The organism is Ruegeria sp. CL7 (assembly GCF_056536445.1).
In genome coordinates this window covers 59,582-75,923 of record NZ_JBQFPQ010000012.1, presented here as the reverse complement: position 1 = coordinate 75,923, position 16,342 = coordinate 59,582, and the positions used below count along the sequence as shown (strand labels likewise).

Sequence of the window (16,342 nt, the reverse complement as noted above, 5' to 3'; positions counted from 1 at the left end):
CGTAACCGCCGCTTCCGCCGCGTCCCAGCGCCTCAGCAGCGCCGGTGAAGGGGGTTCTAAGTATAACAAACAAATCCCGCAAGCGGAAAATGACGCCGCAGAGCATTTTTTTGAAAATTCTTAGATAACCATTTAAAAACAGCATATTACAAGCGTCGAAAGCTCACCTTTCCTGTGTCGGTCGGGACTCTCTCCATCGGATGGCCACGACACAACCCGGAAGACACAAGATGGCACTACTATATATAGGGAATCGACCGACACTGAACACAAGGCCGCGCGACTCAAGCCCGTGAATCGACTCGGGACTCTGCCAGAATCTGCATTGAAAACCTTAAAGGCCAGATTTCGAACTGCATCATGCCGAGGGGGTCTACTTGATTCCGACCACACCTTGAGCGTGCCAACATTCTGAACACCAATCTTGAACATCCCACCGAGATGAGTTCTGGTCTGGGACATTCGTTTTCGACTTCTTCAGCGAGACAGGCATGACGCGTCACCTTACGTTCCCACTGGTCAGAACCGTCGGATTTGACGGAGCGCTTGTCACATTTGCGGACACGATGTCTGAGACAGCGAACCGAGCGGCGCTGGCCTTTCGATCTGAACTGGATCGGCTTCAATGGGCAGAGGTCACGGAATCTTCTGCCACGCTGGCCTCGGCATATGTCCGGTTCGATACGCAAAACACCACCCACCAACAGATGCTGCACAAGCTTCAGGACCTCGTCGATCAGAAGGACTGGTACAGCACACCACTTCCAACAGGCCGCAGGCTGTGGCGAATACCGACGGTCTATGGCACCGACCTTGCGCCCCAGCTGGACGATGCCGCTGCTGCTGCCGGTCTCGCGCCGGAAGAAGCAATACGGAGGCTTGGCCAGTCCCGCGTGCGGGTTTTGACGATAGGGTTCGCCCCCGGGCAACCCTACCTTGGGCCATTACCCCCCGAGTTCAATATTCCGCGGCTGCAAAACCTGACCCCCATGGTGCCCGAAGGCGCTCTGGTTCTTGCAATATCTCAGTTTGTCCTGTTTTCCGGGCCAACGCCAACCGGGTGGCGGCATGTCGGGCAGACGGCTTTTCGGTGTTTCCGGCCCGAGACGACCGAGGCATTCGCCCTCAGGCCTGGGGATGAACTGATATTCGAACCCATTTCCCGCGAAGACCTGGAACAAATCAGAGCCAAAAACGAAGATGGCACGGGCGGAGCAACCTGCGAGGAGATTGCGCCATGAGCCTGATCGTCCACCAGATCGGCCCGGCTTGCACCATCCAGGATCAGGGGCGCTCAGGTTATCTGGACCAGGGCCTGTCCCGGTCCGGGGCCGTCGATACACTGGCCCTTCATGAAGGCGCCGCATTGCTCGGCCAAAGCCCGGAACTTGCTGCGCTGGAAATGGCCGGAATGGGCGGCACGTTCGAGGCGACACAGAACATGCGCATCGCATTGACCGGTGCGCAGATGCAGGCCAGCATTGATGGCAGCCCCGTGGCCTGGAATGCCTCGCATCACCTGAAGCCCGGACAACGGCTGGTCATCGGTGCGCTTCTGCAAGGCAATTACGGCTATCTTCATTTGGGGGGCGGTATCGATTCAGAGGTTTTTCTTGGATCTCGATCCGCGCACCTGACGGCACGGATCGGGCGAGCGGTGAAGCCGGGCGACCGGCTGACCTGTGGCGCGGAGGCAGGCGACGCTGGTTTGAAACTGCCCCCTTCCGAACGCTTCTCGGGTGGCGTTCTGCGTGTCGTCGCCAGCTTCCAGACGTCCTTGTTTGATGACGCAACGCTTGATCGGTTTGCGCGCACCTCATTCCATCGTGGCGCACGCGCCAACCGGATGGGGATGCAAGTCAACAGTGACGGCGACGGGTTTGCGGCCACTGGCCAACTGAACATCTTGTCCGAGGTTATTACCCCGGGCGACATCCAGATGACCGGAACCGGAGACCCGTTCATCCTGCTGCCCGAATGCCAGACCACAGGAGGGTATCCCCGCATCGCGACCGTTCTGCCCTGCGACATGCCCCGCGCAGCGCAGACACCCGCGGGCGGAGCGATCACGTTCGAATTTGTCAGCATCGAGCAAGCCACCGAATTGCACGCGGCATTCATGGCGGATCTTGCCCGCCTGCCCTCGAAAGTCGAAGCGTTGGTGCGTAACCCGCATGACATCCCGGACTTGCTGTCCTACCAATTGATCAGCGGAGTGATTTCTGCCACCGACTAAGGAGATGTGCCGATGCCAAGCGTCGATCTGAATGCCGATATGGGGGAAAGCTTTGGCCCATGGAAAATGGGCGACGACGAAAGCCTTCTGAAGATCATCACCTCGGCCAATATTGCCTGTGGCTTTCATGCGGGTGATCCGGATGTAATGGCATCGACAATGAAGCTGGCAGCCGAGAATGGTGTCGGCATCGGGGCGCATCCCGGGTTTCCCGACCTGCAAGGCTTTGGCCGCCGGAACATGAAGCTGTCTCAGGACACCCTCCGCAATCTGGTGCGGTATCAGTTGGGCGCAGCCATGGGCATGGCCAATGCGGTTGGCACCAGAGTTCGCCATCTAAAGCTGCACGGCGCACTGGCCAATATGTGTTCGCTCGATGTCGATATGGCGCGGGCCTGCTATCAGGGCGCGCTGGACGTCGATCCCGACATCATCGTGATGGTTCTTGCCGTGACGAAACAAGAAGACGCCGTGCGCGAGCTGGGCTGCAAATGGGTGGGCGAGATTTTTGCCGACCGCGCCTACAATGACGACGGAACATTGGTTGACCGCAGCCTGCCCGGCGCGGTGATCCACGACGCGGATGTCGCAGGACCTCGCATCCTGAACATGGTCCGCGAAGGCGCGATCATCACCGAAAGCGGCAAGCGGCTGGAAACATCGATCGACACAATCTGCCTGCATGGTGACGGACCAACTGCGGTGCAGATCGCCCGTTCTGTTCGTGAAAGCCTGATCGGGGGCGATGTCGAGGTGACGAAATTCACCCGCTGAACATCATGGGTTAACGTCGGCAACCCAAATTCACGACTGTTGCCCGTACAGGCCTCAGCGCCTAGCATGGTGGGCAAACGCATATTCTGAATACTGCAATTTCAAACAATGCCTTGACCCATTGCGGGCAAGAGCAAGGAGGTCGTGGAATGTCATTTGATCTGATGTCTTATCAGCCCCGGGGCGACAAGAAGAACTCGGACTTCTTCAACGAATACCTTCCGAAGATTTACGAACGCCGGACAAGCTCGGGCATTGCGGATCAGGTCGGCGCGATGCGGGCCATCATCATTCAGGTCGAACCCGACGCGGTATTCGACACGATGGTCGAACTTTACGTGATGACACCCTATCGGCACACCGCCAGCTATCTGGGACGAACCCACAGAGTCTCGGTTCTGCATTCACATCCCGACTATCCTGCGCTGATCCTGATGGCGCCGCTCAGCCCCGGATTCGAAGACTTTATTCCCCGCATCAATCGCATGTATCCACTGGCGCGCAACACACCGCAGACGCGCTATGTCGGCGAGGTATTTGCTGCCTGTGATCTGGACGCGCTGACCCATGCACTTGAGGATCAGAACATACGTTTCGAATATCCCGGAGATACCGAGAACCCGTTCTACACATCGGACGGGTTCCGATTCACCACCCCGTCCGATTTCACCTGCAACCGCGTCGGGTATTCGACCCACGACTTTAACGACACCGACAGTCTGGGCCTTGGGGATCGCGTGTTGCTGAGCGACACGGAACAGGCCCGTCTGGAACAGGCCGCCGCCTTTGGAACCGAAAGCAAAATCGCCCCGCTGATGCTGGGAATCGACCATCTTGCGACGCGGGTCCTGGCGGGCGAGCGCGAGGATGCGATCCTCGAGTTTCTGACCATGGTGCCCTATTATTTCTGGGGCGCTTACAACATATTCGACATGAACTCATCGACCAACGTGAACCGCAACGGCAATGTGGACGATGACAAAAAATCTCCGGCCAAGGTATTCACCGCAAACAACACGCCATCCTTCGTCAACTCCTTCGCCAAACTGCCGATGCCGACCGAGGATTTCGTGCGCAATTTTGGCCGTCGTCTGCACCACATGGCCGTCGAGATTCAGGATGGCGATCACGGCGCCGGGGAAAAGAACGTCGATTTCGTTGTGAACACTTTGAAGGACAAGGGTGTGCCGTTCCTGGCCCATGTGGTGGGCGAGTGCAAAGACGACCCGAACCTGAAACAGATCTTCTCGAAACACTCCAAGCATACCCTGCTGATTACCGAGTATATCGAGCGGTGCCACAAATATGATGGGTTCTTCACCAAGGACAATGTCGCCGCCCTGACAGCCGCCGCCGGACAGGACGAACAATACCAGCACGGTCACGTTTTCGATTGAAAAAAGGGCTGCGGAATACCGCAGCCCAGACCCATTCAGGAGAGAATATGCCGAACCTTATGATGGCCCGATCATGAAACAGGTGACGTTGCGGGCCTGCAAACGGCGACAGGCCAGATCCGCCTGTTCGCGGGTCATGCCCTGAAAGGTTGCGTCGAACCCACGCGCGCTTTGGTTCACTTTGCGCAGCGTGCCTTCCAGTGTGGTCATTTCCGACAATGCGGTTTTCAGCAAAACCTTCTCGGCCTCATACCGCGTGGTATAGCGCCCCACATTGACCCCCCACAGGTGCCCACCTGACGAAGACAGCCGAGTGACAACCTCCTGCTCAGGCTCTGGCTGCTTGGTGGAATCCGTCGAAGCCAGAACCAAATTGTCGGGGCGCAATGCCGGACGGGTATCGGATGTTTCCACCGGCGGTGCAGTTGGTGCGATATCCGCTTCGGCAATGGCCGCCGCGATCGCGCTGTTAATGCGGCCACGATTCTCATCAGCTGTCACAGCAACCGCGCTTGCGACTTGCGTCGACGCGGAGGGGCGCCGAACCGGGCGCAAACTGGATTTTGGCGCGCCGCTCACGCTGGCGACCTGCGTCCCGACACCCAATCCGGTATTTCCAGCATAGGCCGGTCGGGCAGGTTTGCGAATGGGCGCACGGGACGGGGCGCGGCGGAAACCCAAATCCAGAAGCTCGGCAACCTTGGCATTCCGAGAGGCGCCGGACTTTCCGCCGAAAACGGTGGCGATGATACGTTCATCCTTGCGTTTTGCCGATGCCACAAGATTGAACCCCGCCGCACGGGTGTAACCGGTTTTGATGCCGTCGGCGCCTTTGTAGGCCGCCAGCAGGCGACGGTTGGTGTTGGGAACGGTTTTGATCCCTGCATGCGTCGATTGACGCGAGAAAAGGTTATAGTATTGCGGATAGTCATACAGCAGATGCCGACCCAGCGTGGTCATGTCACGTGCGGTCGAAAGATGCCCCGCCTCGGTCAAACCATGGGCGTTCTTGAAGGTCGTGCGGCTCATCCCCATCGCCTTGGCGGTTCGCGTCATACGACGCGCAAAAGCTGCCTCGGACCCGCTGATGGCAATACCGATGGCCGTGGCAGCATCATTGGCCGATTTCACAGCAGCCGCGCGGATGAGATAGCGAAAAGCAATTGTCTGACCAGCGCGCAGGCCCAGCTTCGACGGTGGCTCGGCTGCCGCCTTTTTGGTGATCCGAACCGGGGTATCCAGAGTGATCTCACCGTTCCGCACCGCTTCGAACGCGATATAAAGCGTCATCATCTTGGTCAGCGATGCCGGGTGAAGCCTTGTGTCAGCATTACGCGAATGCAGAACCTCTCCGGTTCGGGCATCAATCACCATCGCTGCGTAAGGTGCCGCCATGGACCTGAGCGGCGCAAACGCCAGCACGCACAACACCACTATGAGAAAAAAGCCCATTCGGGCCGGAACTGTCCGCCGAATCTGCACGATTTTTGCCTCTGTCTGCCTCGCGCCGCTGGGTTTTCCCAGTCAGCAAAAATTATTTTATTATCGTAAACTCTATCACAGAGACTTGGTGAAATAAACCGAAAGCTGAGCATTTCGCGGTTTCGTCAGGTTGCCTGAACTGGGCTATATCTAGACAAATACTGCCCAAAGCCCACCAGATGCGCGATTGAGGCAGAACTTGGTCAACACCCGGCAGGGTTTTCGTGGAACTGCGGCCAATAGGCAACATCACTTCAGGCTATGCACCAGATCGGCCAGACCGCCCAAATCCCTCAACTCCCGGAATCGGGGACTGTCGACCGGGGCTTCGGCATGCTCCACCTCCCAGACAAGGCCGTGCGGGACATGAACCCCCCAGCTTCCTGCCTGGATCGGAGCCACAACATCAGATCGCATGGAATTGCCAACCATCATCGCGCGCGCCGGGCCGTCACCATGCCGCTCAAATATCGACCGGTAAGTTTCAGGGGTCTTTTCAGACACGATTTCCACTGCGTCGAACAGATCGCCCAGACCCGACTGGGCCAGTTTGCGTTCCTGGTCGATCAGGTCCCCTTTGGTAATCAAGACAACCCGGCACAAGCCTGTCATGCCTTCCACCGCGTCGCGGGCATGGGGCAACAGCTCGATCGGATAGGCCAGCATCTCTTGCCCGGCTTCGATCAATTGGCGAATGACCGAGGCCGGCACACGGTCATCCGTGACCTCGAGAGCGGTTTCGATCATCGACAGAACAAAGCCCTTGATGCCATAGCCATAGTGTCGAATGTTGCGCTTTTCGGCCGCCAGAAGCCGCTCCATCAGATGATCCTGGTCGGCATGATCGGCCAGCAGCTCGGCAAAATGCGCCTGCGTCAGCTGAAAAAAACGCTCATTGTGCCACAGGGTATCATCCGCATCGAAACCGATTGTCGTCAGCTTGTCAGTCATCTCGTTTACGTCCGCTTGCTCTTTTCACCGGCCATCCCCACGTTATATAAGCGCGAAGATAAACCCCAAAACTGAATCGGACAGTTGCCTACGATGCTGGAAAAGACCTGGATGATGTCTGACGAACCGGACGACGACAGCGACGCGTCCGTTCTGGTACAGACGCGCCCAAAAACCAAGCGTCCGCCTTTGTACAAGGTGCTGTTGCTGAACGACGATTACACGCCGATGGAATTCGTGGTTCATGTCCTGGAACGTTTCTTCGGCATGACCCATGCAGAAGCATTCGAGATCATGCTGACCGTGCATAAAAAAGGTGTGGCCGTCGTCGGGGTCTTCAGCCATGAAATTGCCGAGACCAAAGTTGGCCAGGTTATGGATTTCGCCCGCCGGCACCAGCACCCGCTGCAATGCACCATGGAACGCGAAGAATAAGGCTTTTCGCCTGACCCTCACACATATTTGCCGGAATTGCCCATGTCCCCTCGCCTGGAACTTGCATTGCAGAACGGCCTGTCGCTGTCGTCGCCCCTCAGCGTGATCTGCCCTGTTCCAACCCATGATCTGTCGGCGCTTTCCCATGCGGCGCAGGTGGTGCAGCCGTTCAAACCTTTTTATGACCATTTTGCCGCGCAGGGCTTTGACACGGTGCCCGAGGCAGAAAACCCTTGCGAGGATGCAATTGTGTTTTTGCCGCGGGCCAAGGCACTTGCACGGGCGATGATCCATCTGGCCAGCTCACGAGCCCGCGGCGTTGTCGTGATCGATGGCGCAAAGACCGATGGCGTGGACAGCATTCTGAAAGATGTTCGCAAAAGGGTCTCGGTCGAAGGGCCTCTGTCCAAGGCACACGGAAAAATCTTCTGGTTTCAGGCTGACCCGCACAGCTTTGCAGATTGGGCTGCGCCAAAGACGCAGATCGTCGATGGGTACCACACGGCACCGGGTGTGTTTTCAGCGGACGGGATCGATCCCGCCTCGGCCATGTTGCTGAACGCCTTGCCTGCCAAGCTGGGGCCGCGCGTGGCCGATCTGGGTGCCGGGTGGGGGTATCTGACCGCAGAGCTTTTGAAGCGCGACAACCTAAAATCCGTGCATCTTGTCGAAGCAGACCACACGGCCCTTGCCTGCGCGCGCATCAACGCCTCTGACCCCAGGGCCCGGTTTTATTGGGCTGACGCCGTTACTTGGACGGCGCCAGAGCCATTGGACACGGTTGTAATGAACCCCCCGTTTCACACCTCACGCAGTGCCGACCCCACGCTGGGGCAGGGTTTCATCGCAGCAGCGGCACGCAATCTGACGCGCAACGGAACCCTATGGATGGTCGCCAATCGCCACCTTCCCTACGAAACCACTCTGAACGAACACTTCGCTCGGGTCGATGAAGCCGCCGGCGACAACCGGTTCAAGGTGTTTGAGGCCTCTCGCCCTCGGCGATAAGGCCAGCTAACCTGCCCCTAATTCAGGAGGATTCGGATGTCCTTTTCCATCGCAGGCAAGACCGCAATCGTTACAGGCGGGGCCAATGGCATCGGGCTGGCCATAGGTCGGCATTTCGCGGATGCGGGCGCAAATGTCATGTTCGCCGATATAGATGAAAAACGTCTGGTCGATGAGCTGGGGGAACAGGCAGAAGACGGCAATATTCGGTATTTCGCAGGCGACCTGCGTGAAAAGCTGACCATTGCCAATTTGCTGTCGGCAACACTGGATGCGTTTGATCAGGTGGATATTCTGATCAACGGCGCGCGCCAGGTGATCCAGTCTGATCCGCTTGATCCCGATGACGACTCGATGCGCACCTTGCTGAACCAGAACCTGATGCCTGCGCTGCGGCTCAGCCAGTTGGTCGCAAAGCGTATGATCAAACAGGCCGGGGATGACGATGAGAGCCCTGCCGGATCGATCATCAACCTGTCATCCATCGCGGCCCGCCGCACGCATCCCGACCTGATGGCCTATTCCGTGTCGACCGCCGCGCTGGACCAGATGACACGTTCGCTGGCGGTGGCGTTGGCGCCGAACCGCATCCGGGTCAATTCGATTGCGCTCGGCTCGGTCATGAGTGCATCACTGCAATCGACGCTGAGAGAGAACCGGGAATTCCGCGACGATATCGAAAAGCACACACCGCTTGCCCGTATCGCGTCGGCCACTGAATTGACGGAAACCGCGCAGTATCTGGCATCGGATGCAGCCGGATTCATCACCGGCCAGATCCTGACAATCGACGGCGGCCGCACATTGCTTGACCCTGTTGCCGCACCTGCGCATTGAGACCCATGTTCGAAACAGAAAAAAACACCGCCTCTGCCTGGTTCCGCCAATTGCGCGACGACATCGTTGCCGCATTCGAAGCATTGGAGGACAGCCACGACACCGGCCCGTTTTCAGACGCAAAGCCCGGCCGCTTTGAAGTCAAGGAGACCAAACGCCAGTCCGAGGACGGCTCTGACGCAGGGGGCGGTCTGATGTCCGTGATGCGCGGCGGGCGCGTGTTTGAAAAGGTCGGGGTCAATGTCTCGACAGTTTACGGGACCCTGGGCGAACGTGCACAACAGGCGATGGCAGCACGCAAAGGCATTCCCGGGATGACCGAAGACCCGCGTTTCTGGGCCTCGGGGATCAGTCTCGTGGCGCATATGCAGAATCCCCATGTCCCGGCGGTGCATATGAACACTCGGATGTTCTGGACCCCGTACGCCTGGTGGTTCGGCGGCGGATCGGATCTGAACCCCTGCATCGAATATGATGACGATACGGCGCATTTCCATGATACCCAAAAGGCTCATCTGGACCCGCATGGACCCGGACATTATCCACGCCTGAAAGAGTGGGCGGACGAATATTTCTATATCCCCCACCGCAAACGCGCACGCGGCGTGGGCGGTATTTTCATGGATGATTATTGCACCGGAGACTGGCAGGCCGATTTCGCCCTGACTCAGGATATCGGTCGGGCTTTCCTGCCCGCTTTCGTGCCATTGGTTGAAAAACGGCGCGCACAGGGTTTCTTGGACGCCGACAAAGACACCCAGCTGGTGCATCGCGGTCTTTATGCGGAATACAATCTGGTCTATGACCGCGGCACCAAGTTCGGACTGGAAACCGGACATGATCCGGACGCGGTTCTGATGAGCCTGCCACCGATGGCGAAATGGGTCTGACGCTCAGAACGTGTCCATGATGAAGTTGTCATAGCAGTAGTTCTGCGCCGACGACGCCGACATGTTGGCCCCGACTTTCCTGACGGTGATGGAATATCCCGGCTTGGTATCCGCCCCCGGCGGCGGGGTCAGCGAGAATTGCACGGTCCGGACGCCGGGTTCATAGGCGCGCCAGATATAGATCCGTTGGTTGTTTGGCACGCCCAGACTGCGGATCGCGTAATCCCCAATTCCACACCAATAATTCACGGGCGCTGAGGATCCGATGGCCTTGACCTCGTAGACACCGTCCGGCATCGGCGTGATTTCCGTACGGAATTGCGGCCGAACGGACAGGCCGAAACCGACAGCCTCGGCCATCGCAGGTATCGATAAAAGCGCGGCAGCAGCCAGAGTCTTGAATGAACGCATAATCCAGGTATCCCGAAACAAGGGTCCGATACCAATAGCATAGTCGGGACGACCTGCGAGTAAAGCAGGACAGGCCAACGAGCCGGCAACACTGACCACATCAAAGAATTTATTCTACCCATATTGCAGGAAAGCAGTACACTCGCTGTAGACTTTTGGTTCCCGTTACACTGTTGGGCATCTCTTTGAGCAAGACGTTTCCAAAAGACTGGTTCGACTTCACGCCGGAAAAATATGCGGATCTGGGCGCTATGTTCTATCTGGCGGGTTTGACGAAAACACATCAGAAACGCAGTCTGGCACAGGTTTTGTACGCGTTCGAAACTCCGTTTCGCCTGGGCCAGTACCATATCTTCCGGCAGCACGGATTCCCTCGTGGTTTTGTCACCTTCGCCGGGCTCAACCCCGAAGCCGAGTTCCGTTATGCGGTGAAAGAAAAACCCCTTTCCGACACGGACTTCACCAGCGGATCATCCTTCTGGATCATTGATCTTGTGGCTCCGTTTGGACAGACCAGCCAAATTGTTGATATCCTCAAGCAGGAAATCCCGCACCCGCGTGTGCGCACCAACCGGATGGACAGTGACATGACACGCAATCGCATTGTTGAATGGACGCGGGATGAAGCGGGCGAGGTTCACATGCGCCTGTATCGCAAGAAGGAATTTGAACGCGTGTTGCAGCAAGGCGAGGGTTAATTGGTTTCAGTTCCGATCACAGGTGAACTGACCGGGGATGTGACTGGTTTTCCACCCAACGTTGAGACGGGACAACCCACTCTGGACAATGGAAACTTCAATCCGGTCACGCAAACCTGGACGATTGCGACACAACCCGCCAACGGCACCGCCTCGATCGACCCGAACACGGGAGAGTGGACCTATACCGTCGACCCGACATTTTTCGATGGCCTCGACAAAGGCGAAGTCGTCTTCGATTCTTTCTTCATCAGCGTCTCGGGTACAACACAAGCCGGCCCTTTCACCCTTCCATTCACCGGCACACCGGACCCGGTGGAAGTGGTCATCCGGATCGAGGGCGTCTGTTTTGCGGCCGGAACCCTGATCGAAACTGAAAGCGGCCCGCTTGCGATCGAAACGCTGGACGCGGGTCATATGGTGGCCACTGCCGATCACGGTCTGCAACCTATCCGCTGGATCGAAAGCAGCAGAATTCCACCCGAACGATTATGCGATGAACCTGCTTTGCGCCCCGTTCGTATCTCGGCGGGCAGTCTGGGGCCGAACGAACCCTCACGAGACCTTCTGGTGTCGCAGCAGCACAGGATCCTGGTCAAAGGCCCGAAAGTCGAGCTGCTTTTCGGCGCATTCGAAGCCCTGGTTGCCGCCAAACACCTGTGCGGATGGCCCGGCATCTGCATCGATACATCGGTTCAAACGGTCGAATATCTCCACGTCCTGCTGGACCGGCATGAGATCCTGAACGCCGAGGGCGCGCAGGCCGAAAGCCTGTTTCTGGGGGAAGAGGCCCTTTATGGGCTGTCCTCTGAGGCATTGCGGGAACTGGCTTCGATATTCCCCGACAGACCGACCTCGGGTCACACCGGGTTCGGGCGCGCGGCTCGTCTGATACTGCGCGAACACGAAGCCCGCGCCCTCGCCTGAGCCTAGCTGCTGGCCACAATGCGCCCGCCGACATCCTGCGGGGCCAATGCAACCGTCTTGATCACGGCATAACATGTGCTGCCCGGTTTCAGGTTCAGGGCCGCAACAGATCGACGCGTAACCCGCGCAAGCACATTGCCCGCCGGGGTCTTTACCGACACGATGGCACCCGGCCCCTCGCCTGACCGGATCGAGTCCACGGTCCCGCCAAGCACGTTCAGCGCCGAAAGCCCCTCGGGTTTGTTGTTCGACAGGATCACTTCCTGAGCGGGTATCCGAATCCGCAAGTTTGCCCCGACCTCATGCGCGACACGAGGCAGAAACAGCCGCGCGCCATTGGCGTTCAACTCTGTCAGCCCGTCGGAATGATGCTTTGCAACCTGAACCTGCAACACGGCCCCGACGGCACGAATTCCCGCAGGGGCGACTGACGGGTCGGCAAGCATTTCGGATGCGGGCCCGTGGCGAACTGCCTTGCCATCCTGCAACGCAACAACGGACGTTGCCAACCGGGCCACTTCGGCGGCAGAGTGGGTCACATAGAGGATCGGAACCGAGACCTCGTCCCTGAGACGCTCGAAATAGGGCAGGATTTCCGCTTTTCGCTCATCATCCAGTGCTGCCAACGGTTCATCTGCAAGGATCAACCGCGGGCTTGCCAACAAGGCCCGCCCGATGGCGACGCGCTGTTTCTCACCGCCTGACAACCCGGCAGGTCTGCGGTCCAGCAGATGACCGATGCCCAGCATGTCGATGACCCTGTCGGGGTCTTCGCGGCGTGTGTTTTTCGGCGCAAACCAACGCCCATAGGCAAGGTTCTGGCGCACGGTCAGATGGGGGAACAACCGCCCTTCCTGAAAAATATACCCCAATCGGCGCCGATGCGGCGGCAGCCACAGGCCCTGTTCCGTGTCGAACAGAACCCAGCCATCTACCGACACCCGGCCCGCCTGGGGCCGCAACAACCCTGCCACGGCATTGACGATGGTGGTCTTGCCCGATCCCGAGCGCCCGAACAGCACCGTCACGCCCGGTGGCGCATCAAAACTGACATCCAGATCGATCCCCGACAGATGGTGGTGCAACCGAACAGACAGGCTCATGATCCGGCCACCCGAGCTGCAGCACGCCGCCCCACATACTCCGACAGCAACAACGCGCTCATTGCGATGACGATCGATATCAGAACCAGCCGCGTCGCGGCTGCCTCGCCGCCCGGGACCTGCAAAAAGGCGTAGACAGCCGAAGGCAACGTCTGCGTCTGACCCGGGATGTTGGACACGAAGGTAATCGTCGCACCAAATTCACCCATGGCCTTGGCGAAGGCCAGAATAGCCCCGGCTATGACACCCGGTAAAATCATCGGCAAGGTCACCGTACAAAACACCATCGGACGCGACGCGCCCAGAGTTGCCCCGGCCTGTTCCAGCTTCGGGTCCACCGCTTCGATCGACAAACGTATCGCCCGGACCATCAAAGGGAAGGCCATGATCCCGGCGGCAAGGGCCGCGCCTGTCCAGCGAAAGGCCACTACGATCCCGAACTCGGCCAGAAGCCGGCCCAGCGGCCCTTGAATGCCAAAAGTCAGCAACAGCAGGTATCCGGTGACAACCGGCGGCAGGATCAAAGGCAAATGCACCAGACCGTTCAAAACCTGCCGTCCGGGAAACCGCCAACGTGCCAGAGCATAAGCGACAAATATCCCAAACGGCAAAGTCGCCAGCGTCGCCCAAAAGGACACGCGCAATGAAAGCTTCAAAGCTTCTGCTTCGGCAGGCCCCAACCAATCCAAGGCAATCACCTGACCGGCAGGGTAAATCCCTGCTCCAGAAATACAGCCGTGGCCGCATCCGTTTTCAGGTGTTCAAGAAAGGCGTGTGCTCCTTCTTTTGCATTGAGGGTCAGTGCCGCAGGGTAAATTATCGGTGGATGCAGATCGGCAGGGAATGTCGCAACGACTTGGACCCTTTCTTCCACCCTGGCATCTGATTGGTACACGATCCCAAGCGGCGCGGCCCCTGCCGCCACCAGAGCCAGCGCAGCGCGCACATTGTCGGCCTGCGCCACCTGTGTCCGCACAGCCTCCCACTGGTTCAGACTTTGCAAAGCAGCTTTGCCATAGATACCGGCAGGCACCGCGTCGACCAGTGCCATGGCCAGATAGCCGTCTTTCAAGTCCGCCTTGAGGTCATATCCGGGCTGGATCTCACCCACTTGCGCATGATCTTCAGCCCCGATCAGAACCAGGCCGTTGCCCAGCAGATCAACCCGAGAGTCTGCCCGGATCAAACCGTCCTGCTCCAACACATCCATCCAATCCGTATTGGCCGAGACAAACACATCCGCAGGCGCGCCTTGCTGAATCTGCCGGGCGAGGACCGACGACGCCGCATAGGAAACGGAAACGCTCTGACCGGTCTGCTTTTCGTACCCTGCAACGATTTCATCCAATGCGGTCTTGAGGCTGGCCGCTGCAAAGACCAGAATGCCTTCTGCACCGGCCTGAATCGGGGCCAGCGCCGTCATGCCAAGGACCAATGCCACCATCCAAAATCGGCGGGCGAAGGATAGGGTCATGTACACTCCCGACCGGTTTGCTTCAGTCTCTCTGGGGATATCGGACGTCACCGGTGGCGCGCAAGCGCCTTTGGCCATTTACACATGATGGGTCGCAGGTTGAGCAAGGCGGTTTCCATCGATCCGTCTTAAAATGTGCTGCCCACCTTCCAGCCCGAGAGGCGCCCCGAACGCCCGCCTGTTCGGCCTACTGCTGACAATATGCCCCGTTGGACGGCCGCCAGCGAAGGAACGCAAGAAAATCTTCCAGACCCTCTTGCACCTGCCCGCAGGCTTGGCTAAATGCAGCATCACGGGTGATTAGCTCAGTTGGTAGAGCGCTTCGTTTACACCGAAGATGTCGGGAGTTCGAGTCTCTCATCACCCACCATCCTTTCCCCCAAAATTTCTGCGCTGTTCCGCATCCGGGGCCAATCATCATTGATGCCGGTCCCGAAAGTCTATCGCGAATAAAACCCTTCTCGCAATTCCTGCCTGAGACGCAGACGCTCGGGGTATTCTTTCAGAAATTGTTCGGGGGGCTTGCCCTCCCAGACTTGCGCGTAAACCCGCATCTTGTTGCCGCCATAGATCTTTTCGAGGTCTTCATCGGAATAACCTCTTGCCCAGAGATCATCGGTAATTGCCGCAAGGATTTTGGCCAACTCACCGTTGCCGGTCGCCCCTTTGTTGAACGCGTCGATCATATAGCCGCCATCATCATACATGCTGGCGTTTGCAGTCGCGAACTGCACAACCAATTCAGTCGAGAACATGTCATCCGTTGCGATCCCAACGTGGTCGACCCCAACAAGTTGAACATAGTAGTCGATCATGTCGGCGGCTTGCTTGGGTGAGATATCTTCAGGCCAAACGCCGTCCATCATCCATTCAGTGAATGTCGGAGAAACAAAGCCGCCCGATTTGGCCGCACGCAGGGCCTCGTCATCGGGAATGGCCCGATAACACCCGCGTGGCGTCGCACCGGGTTCGTTTGCGTAAAGGCCGGCAGGAACCGAATGCGTGTAAACATAAGGCACGCCGGGATAGTTTTCGTTCATGTAGTCCATGGCGTCGTTGGCCGTTTTGGAACCCGTGTGGCTCAGGTCCAGAAGGATGCCGAAACGCACCATTTCATCGATCACCGACTTGCCCCAAGGGGTCAGACCAATATCGCGCCCGTTATAGGCCGCCAACTGCCCCGACCCGGTGCGGAAGATATCGTTGTAGGCCAGGATCATACTCTTGATCCCCATATCCTTAAGCAACGCCATCTTCCTCAGGTCGCCATCCAGAATCGTCGCCGTCTGGCTGTTCCAGATGACCGCCGTCTTGCCTTGAATATGGGCGGCTTCGATATCGCGGGTTTCATTCACGATCAGGTAATTCTCTGGCTGTTGCGCCATCGCCGACCGGAAGTGGTAGTGCTGATCAAGAAAGGTCTCAAAAGACATATCCGCTGCGGCCAGCGTCATCTCATGACCTGTTATTCCGTTGTCCCGAGCCCGCGCGAAGTAAGTGTGCAGCTGTTCCTCTTCAGTCCAGCCGGTGCCGTAGGGGCTGGCCAACATGCCAAGCACGATTGTGTCCTTCACAAATTGCTTTGCTTCATCCGACGCATCCCATGTCTTGCTTTCCTCGCTCGCGTGCAGCGCGGCACCGGATACGATTGCAATGGCGCTTGCGGCCAACCAAGTTTTCATGACTGAGCCTCCCAAATTGGTTTCGTGTGAGTTGCTG

At 58.1% G+C, this 16,342-nt stretch carries 17 protein-coding genes and 1 tRNA gene; 11 read left to right on the top strand and 7 right to left on the bottom strand.

What is annotated here, in order from left to right; translation table 11 throughout:
• Window positions 1-491: 491 nt before the first annotated feature.
• The 4 genes from ACR0LI_RS19670 to ACR0LI_RS19655 all read left to right on the top strand — a co-directional run bounded on the left by ACR0LI_RS19670 (window position 492) and on the right by ACR0LI_RS19655 (window position 4,407).
• Window positions 492-1,241: a 5-oxoprolinase subunit B family protein gene (locus ACR0LI_RS19670; RefSeq protein WP_480719091.1), complete on the top strand. Its 750-nt coding sequence runs from the start codon at window positions 492-494 to the stop codon at window positions 1,239-1,241.
• Complete coding sequence (locus ACR0LI_RS19665; protein WP_480719090.1) at window positions 1,238-2,236, top strand: 5-oxoprolinase subunit C family protein; 999 nt, start codon at window positions 1,238-1,240, stop codon at window positions 2,234-2,236. The genes ACR0LI_RS19670 and ACR0LI_RS19665 overlap by 4 nt, the downstream gene beginning before the upstream one ends.
• Before the next feature lie 12 nt (window positions 2,237-2,248).
• Window positions 2,249-3,010 carry a LamB/YcsF family protein gene (locus ACR0LI_RS19660; RefSeq protein WP_480719089.1) on the top strand — a complete coding sequence of 254 codons (762 nt, stop codon included), beginning with the start codon at window positions 2,249-2,251 and terminating at the stop codon, window positions 3,008-3,010.
• A gap of 149 nt (window positions 3,011-3,159) precedes the next feature.
• Window positions 3,160-4,407 carry a hypothetical protein gene (locus tag ACR0LI_RS19655; protein ID WP_171637978.1) on the top strand — a complete coding sequence of 416 codons (1,248 nt, stop codon included), beginning with the start codon at window positions 3,160-3,162 and terminating at the stop codon, window positions 4,405-4,407.
• Window positions 4,408-4,464: 57 nt separating this feature from the next.
• Here ACR0LI_RS19655 and ACR0LI_RS19650 read toward each other — a convergent pair whose 3' ends face one another.
• Window positions 4,465-5,859, bottom strand: a complete 1,395-nt coding sequence (locus tag ACR0LI_RS19650; protein ID WP_210093701.1) for a D-alanyl-D-alanine carboxypeptidase family protein — start codon at window positions 5,857-5,859, stop codon at window positions 4,465-4,467.
• 279 nt (window positions 5,860-6,138) lie between these two features.
• On the bottom strand, window positions 6,139-6,840 hold the full coding sequence (locus ACR0LI_RS19645; protein WP_171637982.1) for an HAD family hydrolase: 702 nt from the start codon (window positions 6,838-6,840) through the stop codon (window positions 6,139-6,141).
• A gap of 93 nt (window positions 6,841-6,933) precedes the next feature.
• On the opposite strand from ACR0LI_RS19645, the gene clpS reads away from it, so the two are divergent.
• From clpS to hemF, 4 genes are read left to right on the top strand one after another with little or no spacing between them, the layout of a single operon-like run.
• On the top strand, window positions 6,934-7,275 hold the full coding sequence (gene clpS, locus ACR0LI_RS19640) for an ATP-dependent Clp protease adapter ClpS (protein WP_152456986.1): 342 nt from the start codon (window positions 6,934-6,936) through the stop codon (window positions 7,273-7,275).
• Between the two features lie 42 nt (window positions 7,276-7,317).
• Window positions 7,318-8,283 carry a class I SAM-dependent methyltransferase gene (locus tag ACR0LI_RS19635; protein WP_480719088.1) on the top strand — a complete coding sequence of 322 codons (966 nt, stop codon included), beginning with the start codon at window positions 7,318-7,320 and terminating at the stop codon, window positions 8,281-8,283.
• A gap of 36 nt (window positions 8,284-8,319) precedes the next feature.
• On the top strand, window positions 8,320-9,120 hold the full coding sequence (locus ACR0LI_RS19630) for an SDR family NAD(P)-dependent oxidoreductase (protein WP_171637986.1): 801 nt from the start codon (window positions 8,320-8,322) through the stop codon (window positions 9,118-9,120).
• A 5-nt stretch (window positions 9,121-9,125) separates the two neighbouring features.
• Window positions 9,126-10,010: an oxygen-dependent coproporphyrinogen oxidase gene (gene hemF / locus ACR0LI_RS19625; RefSeq protein ID WP_480719087.1), complete on the top strand. Its 885-nt coding sequence runs from the start codon at window positions 9,126-9,128 to the stop codon at window positions 10,008-10,010.
• 3 nt (window positions 10,011-10,013) lie between these two features.
• On the opposite strand, the gene ACR0LI_RS19620 is transcribed toward hemF, so the two are convergent.
• On the bottom strand, window positions 10,014-10,421 hold the full coding sequence (locus ACR0LI_RS19620; RefSeq protein ID WP_171637989.1) for a hypothetical protein: 408 nt from the start codon (window positions 10,419-10,421) through the stop codon (window positions 10,014-10,016).
• A 185-nt stretch (window positions 10,422-10,606) separates the two neighbouring features.
• On the opposite strand from ACR0LI_RS19620, the gene ACR0LI_RS19615 reads away from it, so the two are divergent.
• Both ACR0LI_RS19615 and ACR0LI_RS19610 read left to right on the top strand, forming a co-directional pair.
• A complete protein-coding gene (locus ACR0LI_RS19615; protein WP_171637991.1) occupies window positions 10,607-11,119 on the top strand; it encodes a toxin-activating lysine-acyltransferase in 513 nt (170 codons plus the stop codon).
• Window positions 11,120-12,046: a Hint domain-containing protein gene (locus ACR0LI_RS19610; RefSeq protein WP_209835336.1), complete on the top strand. Its 927-nt coding sequence runs from the start codon at window positions 11,120-11,122 to the stop codon at window positions 12,044-12,046. It begins immediately after the preceding gene.
• Between the two features lie 2 nt (window positions 12,047-12,048).
• On the opposite strand, the gene modC is transcribed toward ACR0LI_RS19610, so the two are convergent.
• Genes modC through modA form a run of 3 tightly spaced genes read right to left on the bottom strand, consistent with a single transcriptional unit; the run spans window position 12,049 to window position 14,623 of the window.
• Window positions 12,049-13,149 carry a molybdenum ABC transporter ATP-binding protein gene (gene modC / locus ACR0LI_RS19605; protein WP_480621612.1) on the bottom strand — a complete coding sequence of 367 codons (1,101 nt, stop codon included), beginning with the start codon at window positions 13,147-13,149 and terminating at the stop codon, window positions 12,049-12,051.
• Window positions 13,146-13,838 (bottom strand): molybdate ABC transporter permease subunit, encoded by a 693-nt coding sequence (gene modB / locus ACR0LI_RS19600; protein WP_152456975.1) that lies wholly within the window; start codon window positions 13,836-13,838, stop codon window positions 13,146-13,148. The genes modC and modB overlap by 4 nt, the downstream gene beginning before the upstream one ends.
• A gap of 5 nt (window positions 13,839-13,843) precedes the next feature.
• Window positions 13,844-14,623 carry a molybdate ABC transporter substrate-binding protein gene (gene modA / locus ACR0LI_RS19595; RefSeq protein WP_371732297.1) on the bottom strand — a complete coding sequence of 260 codons (780 nt, stop codon included), beginning with the start codon at window positions 14,621-14,623 and terminating at the stop codon, window positions 13,844-13,846.
• 294 nt (window positions 14,624-14,917) lie between these two features.
• On the opposite strand from modA, the gene ACR0LI_RS19590 reads away from it, so the two are divergent.
• Window positions 14,918-14,993: transfer RNA gene (locus tag ACR0LI_RS19590), tRNA-Val, on the top strand.
• 70 nt (window positions 14,994-15,063) lie between these two features.
• On the opposite strand, the gene ACR0LI_RS19585 is transcribed toward ACR0LI_RS19590, so the two are convergent.
• Window positions 15,064-16,305 carry a membrane dipeptidase gene (locus ACR0LI_RS19585; RefSeq protein ID WP_480719086.1) on the bottom strand — a complete coding sequence of 414 codons (1,242 nt, stop codon included), beginning with the start codon at window positions 16,303-16,305 and terminating at the stop codon, window positions 15,064-15,066.
• Window positions 16,306-16,342 lie beyond the last annotated feature (37 nt).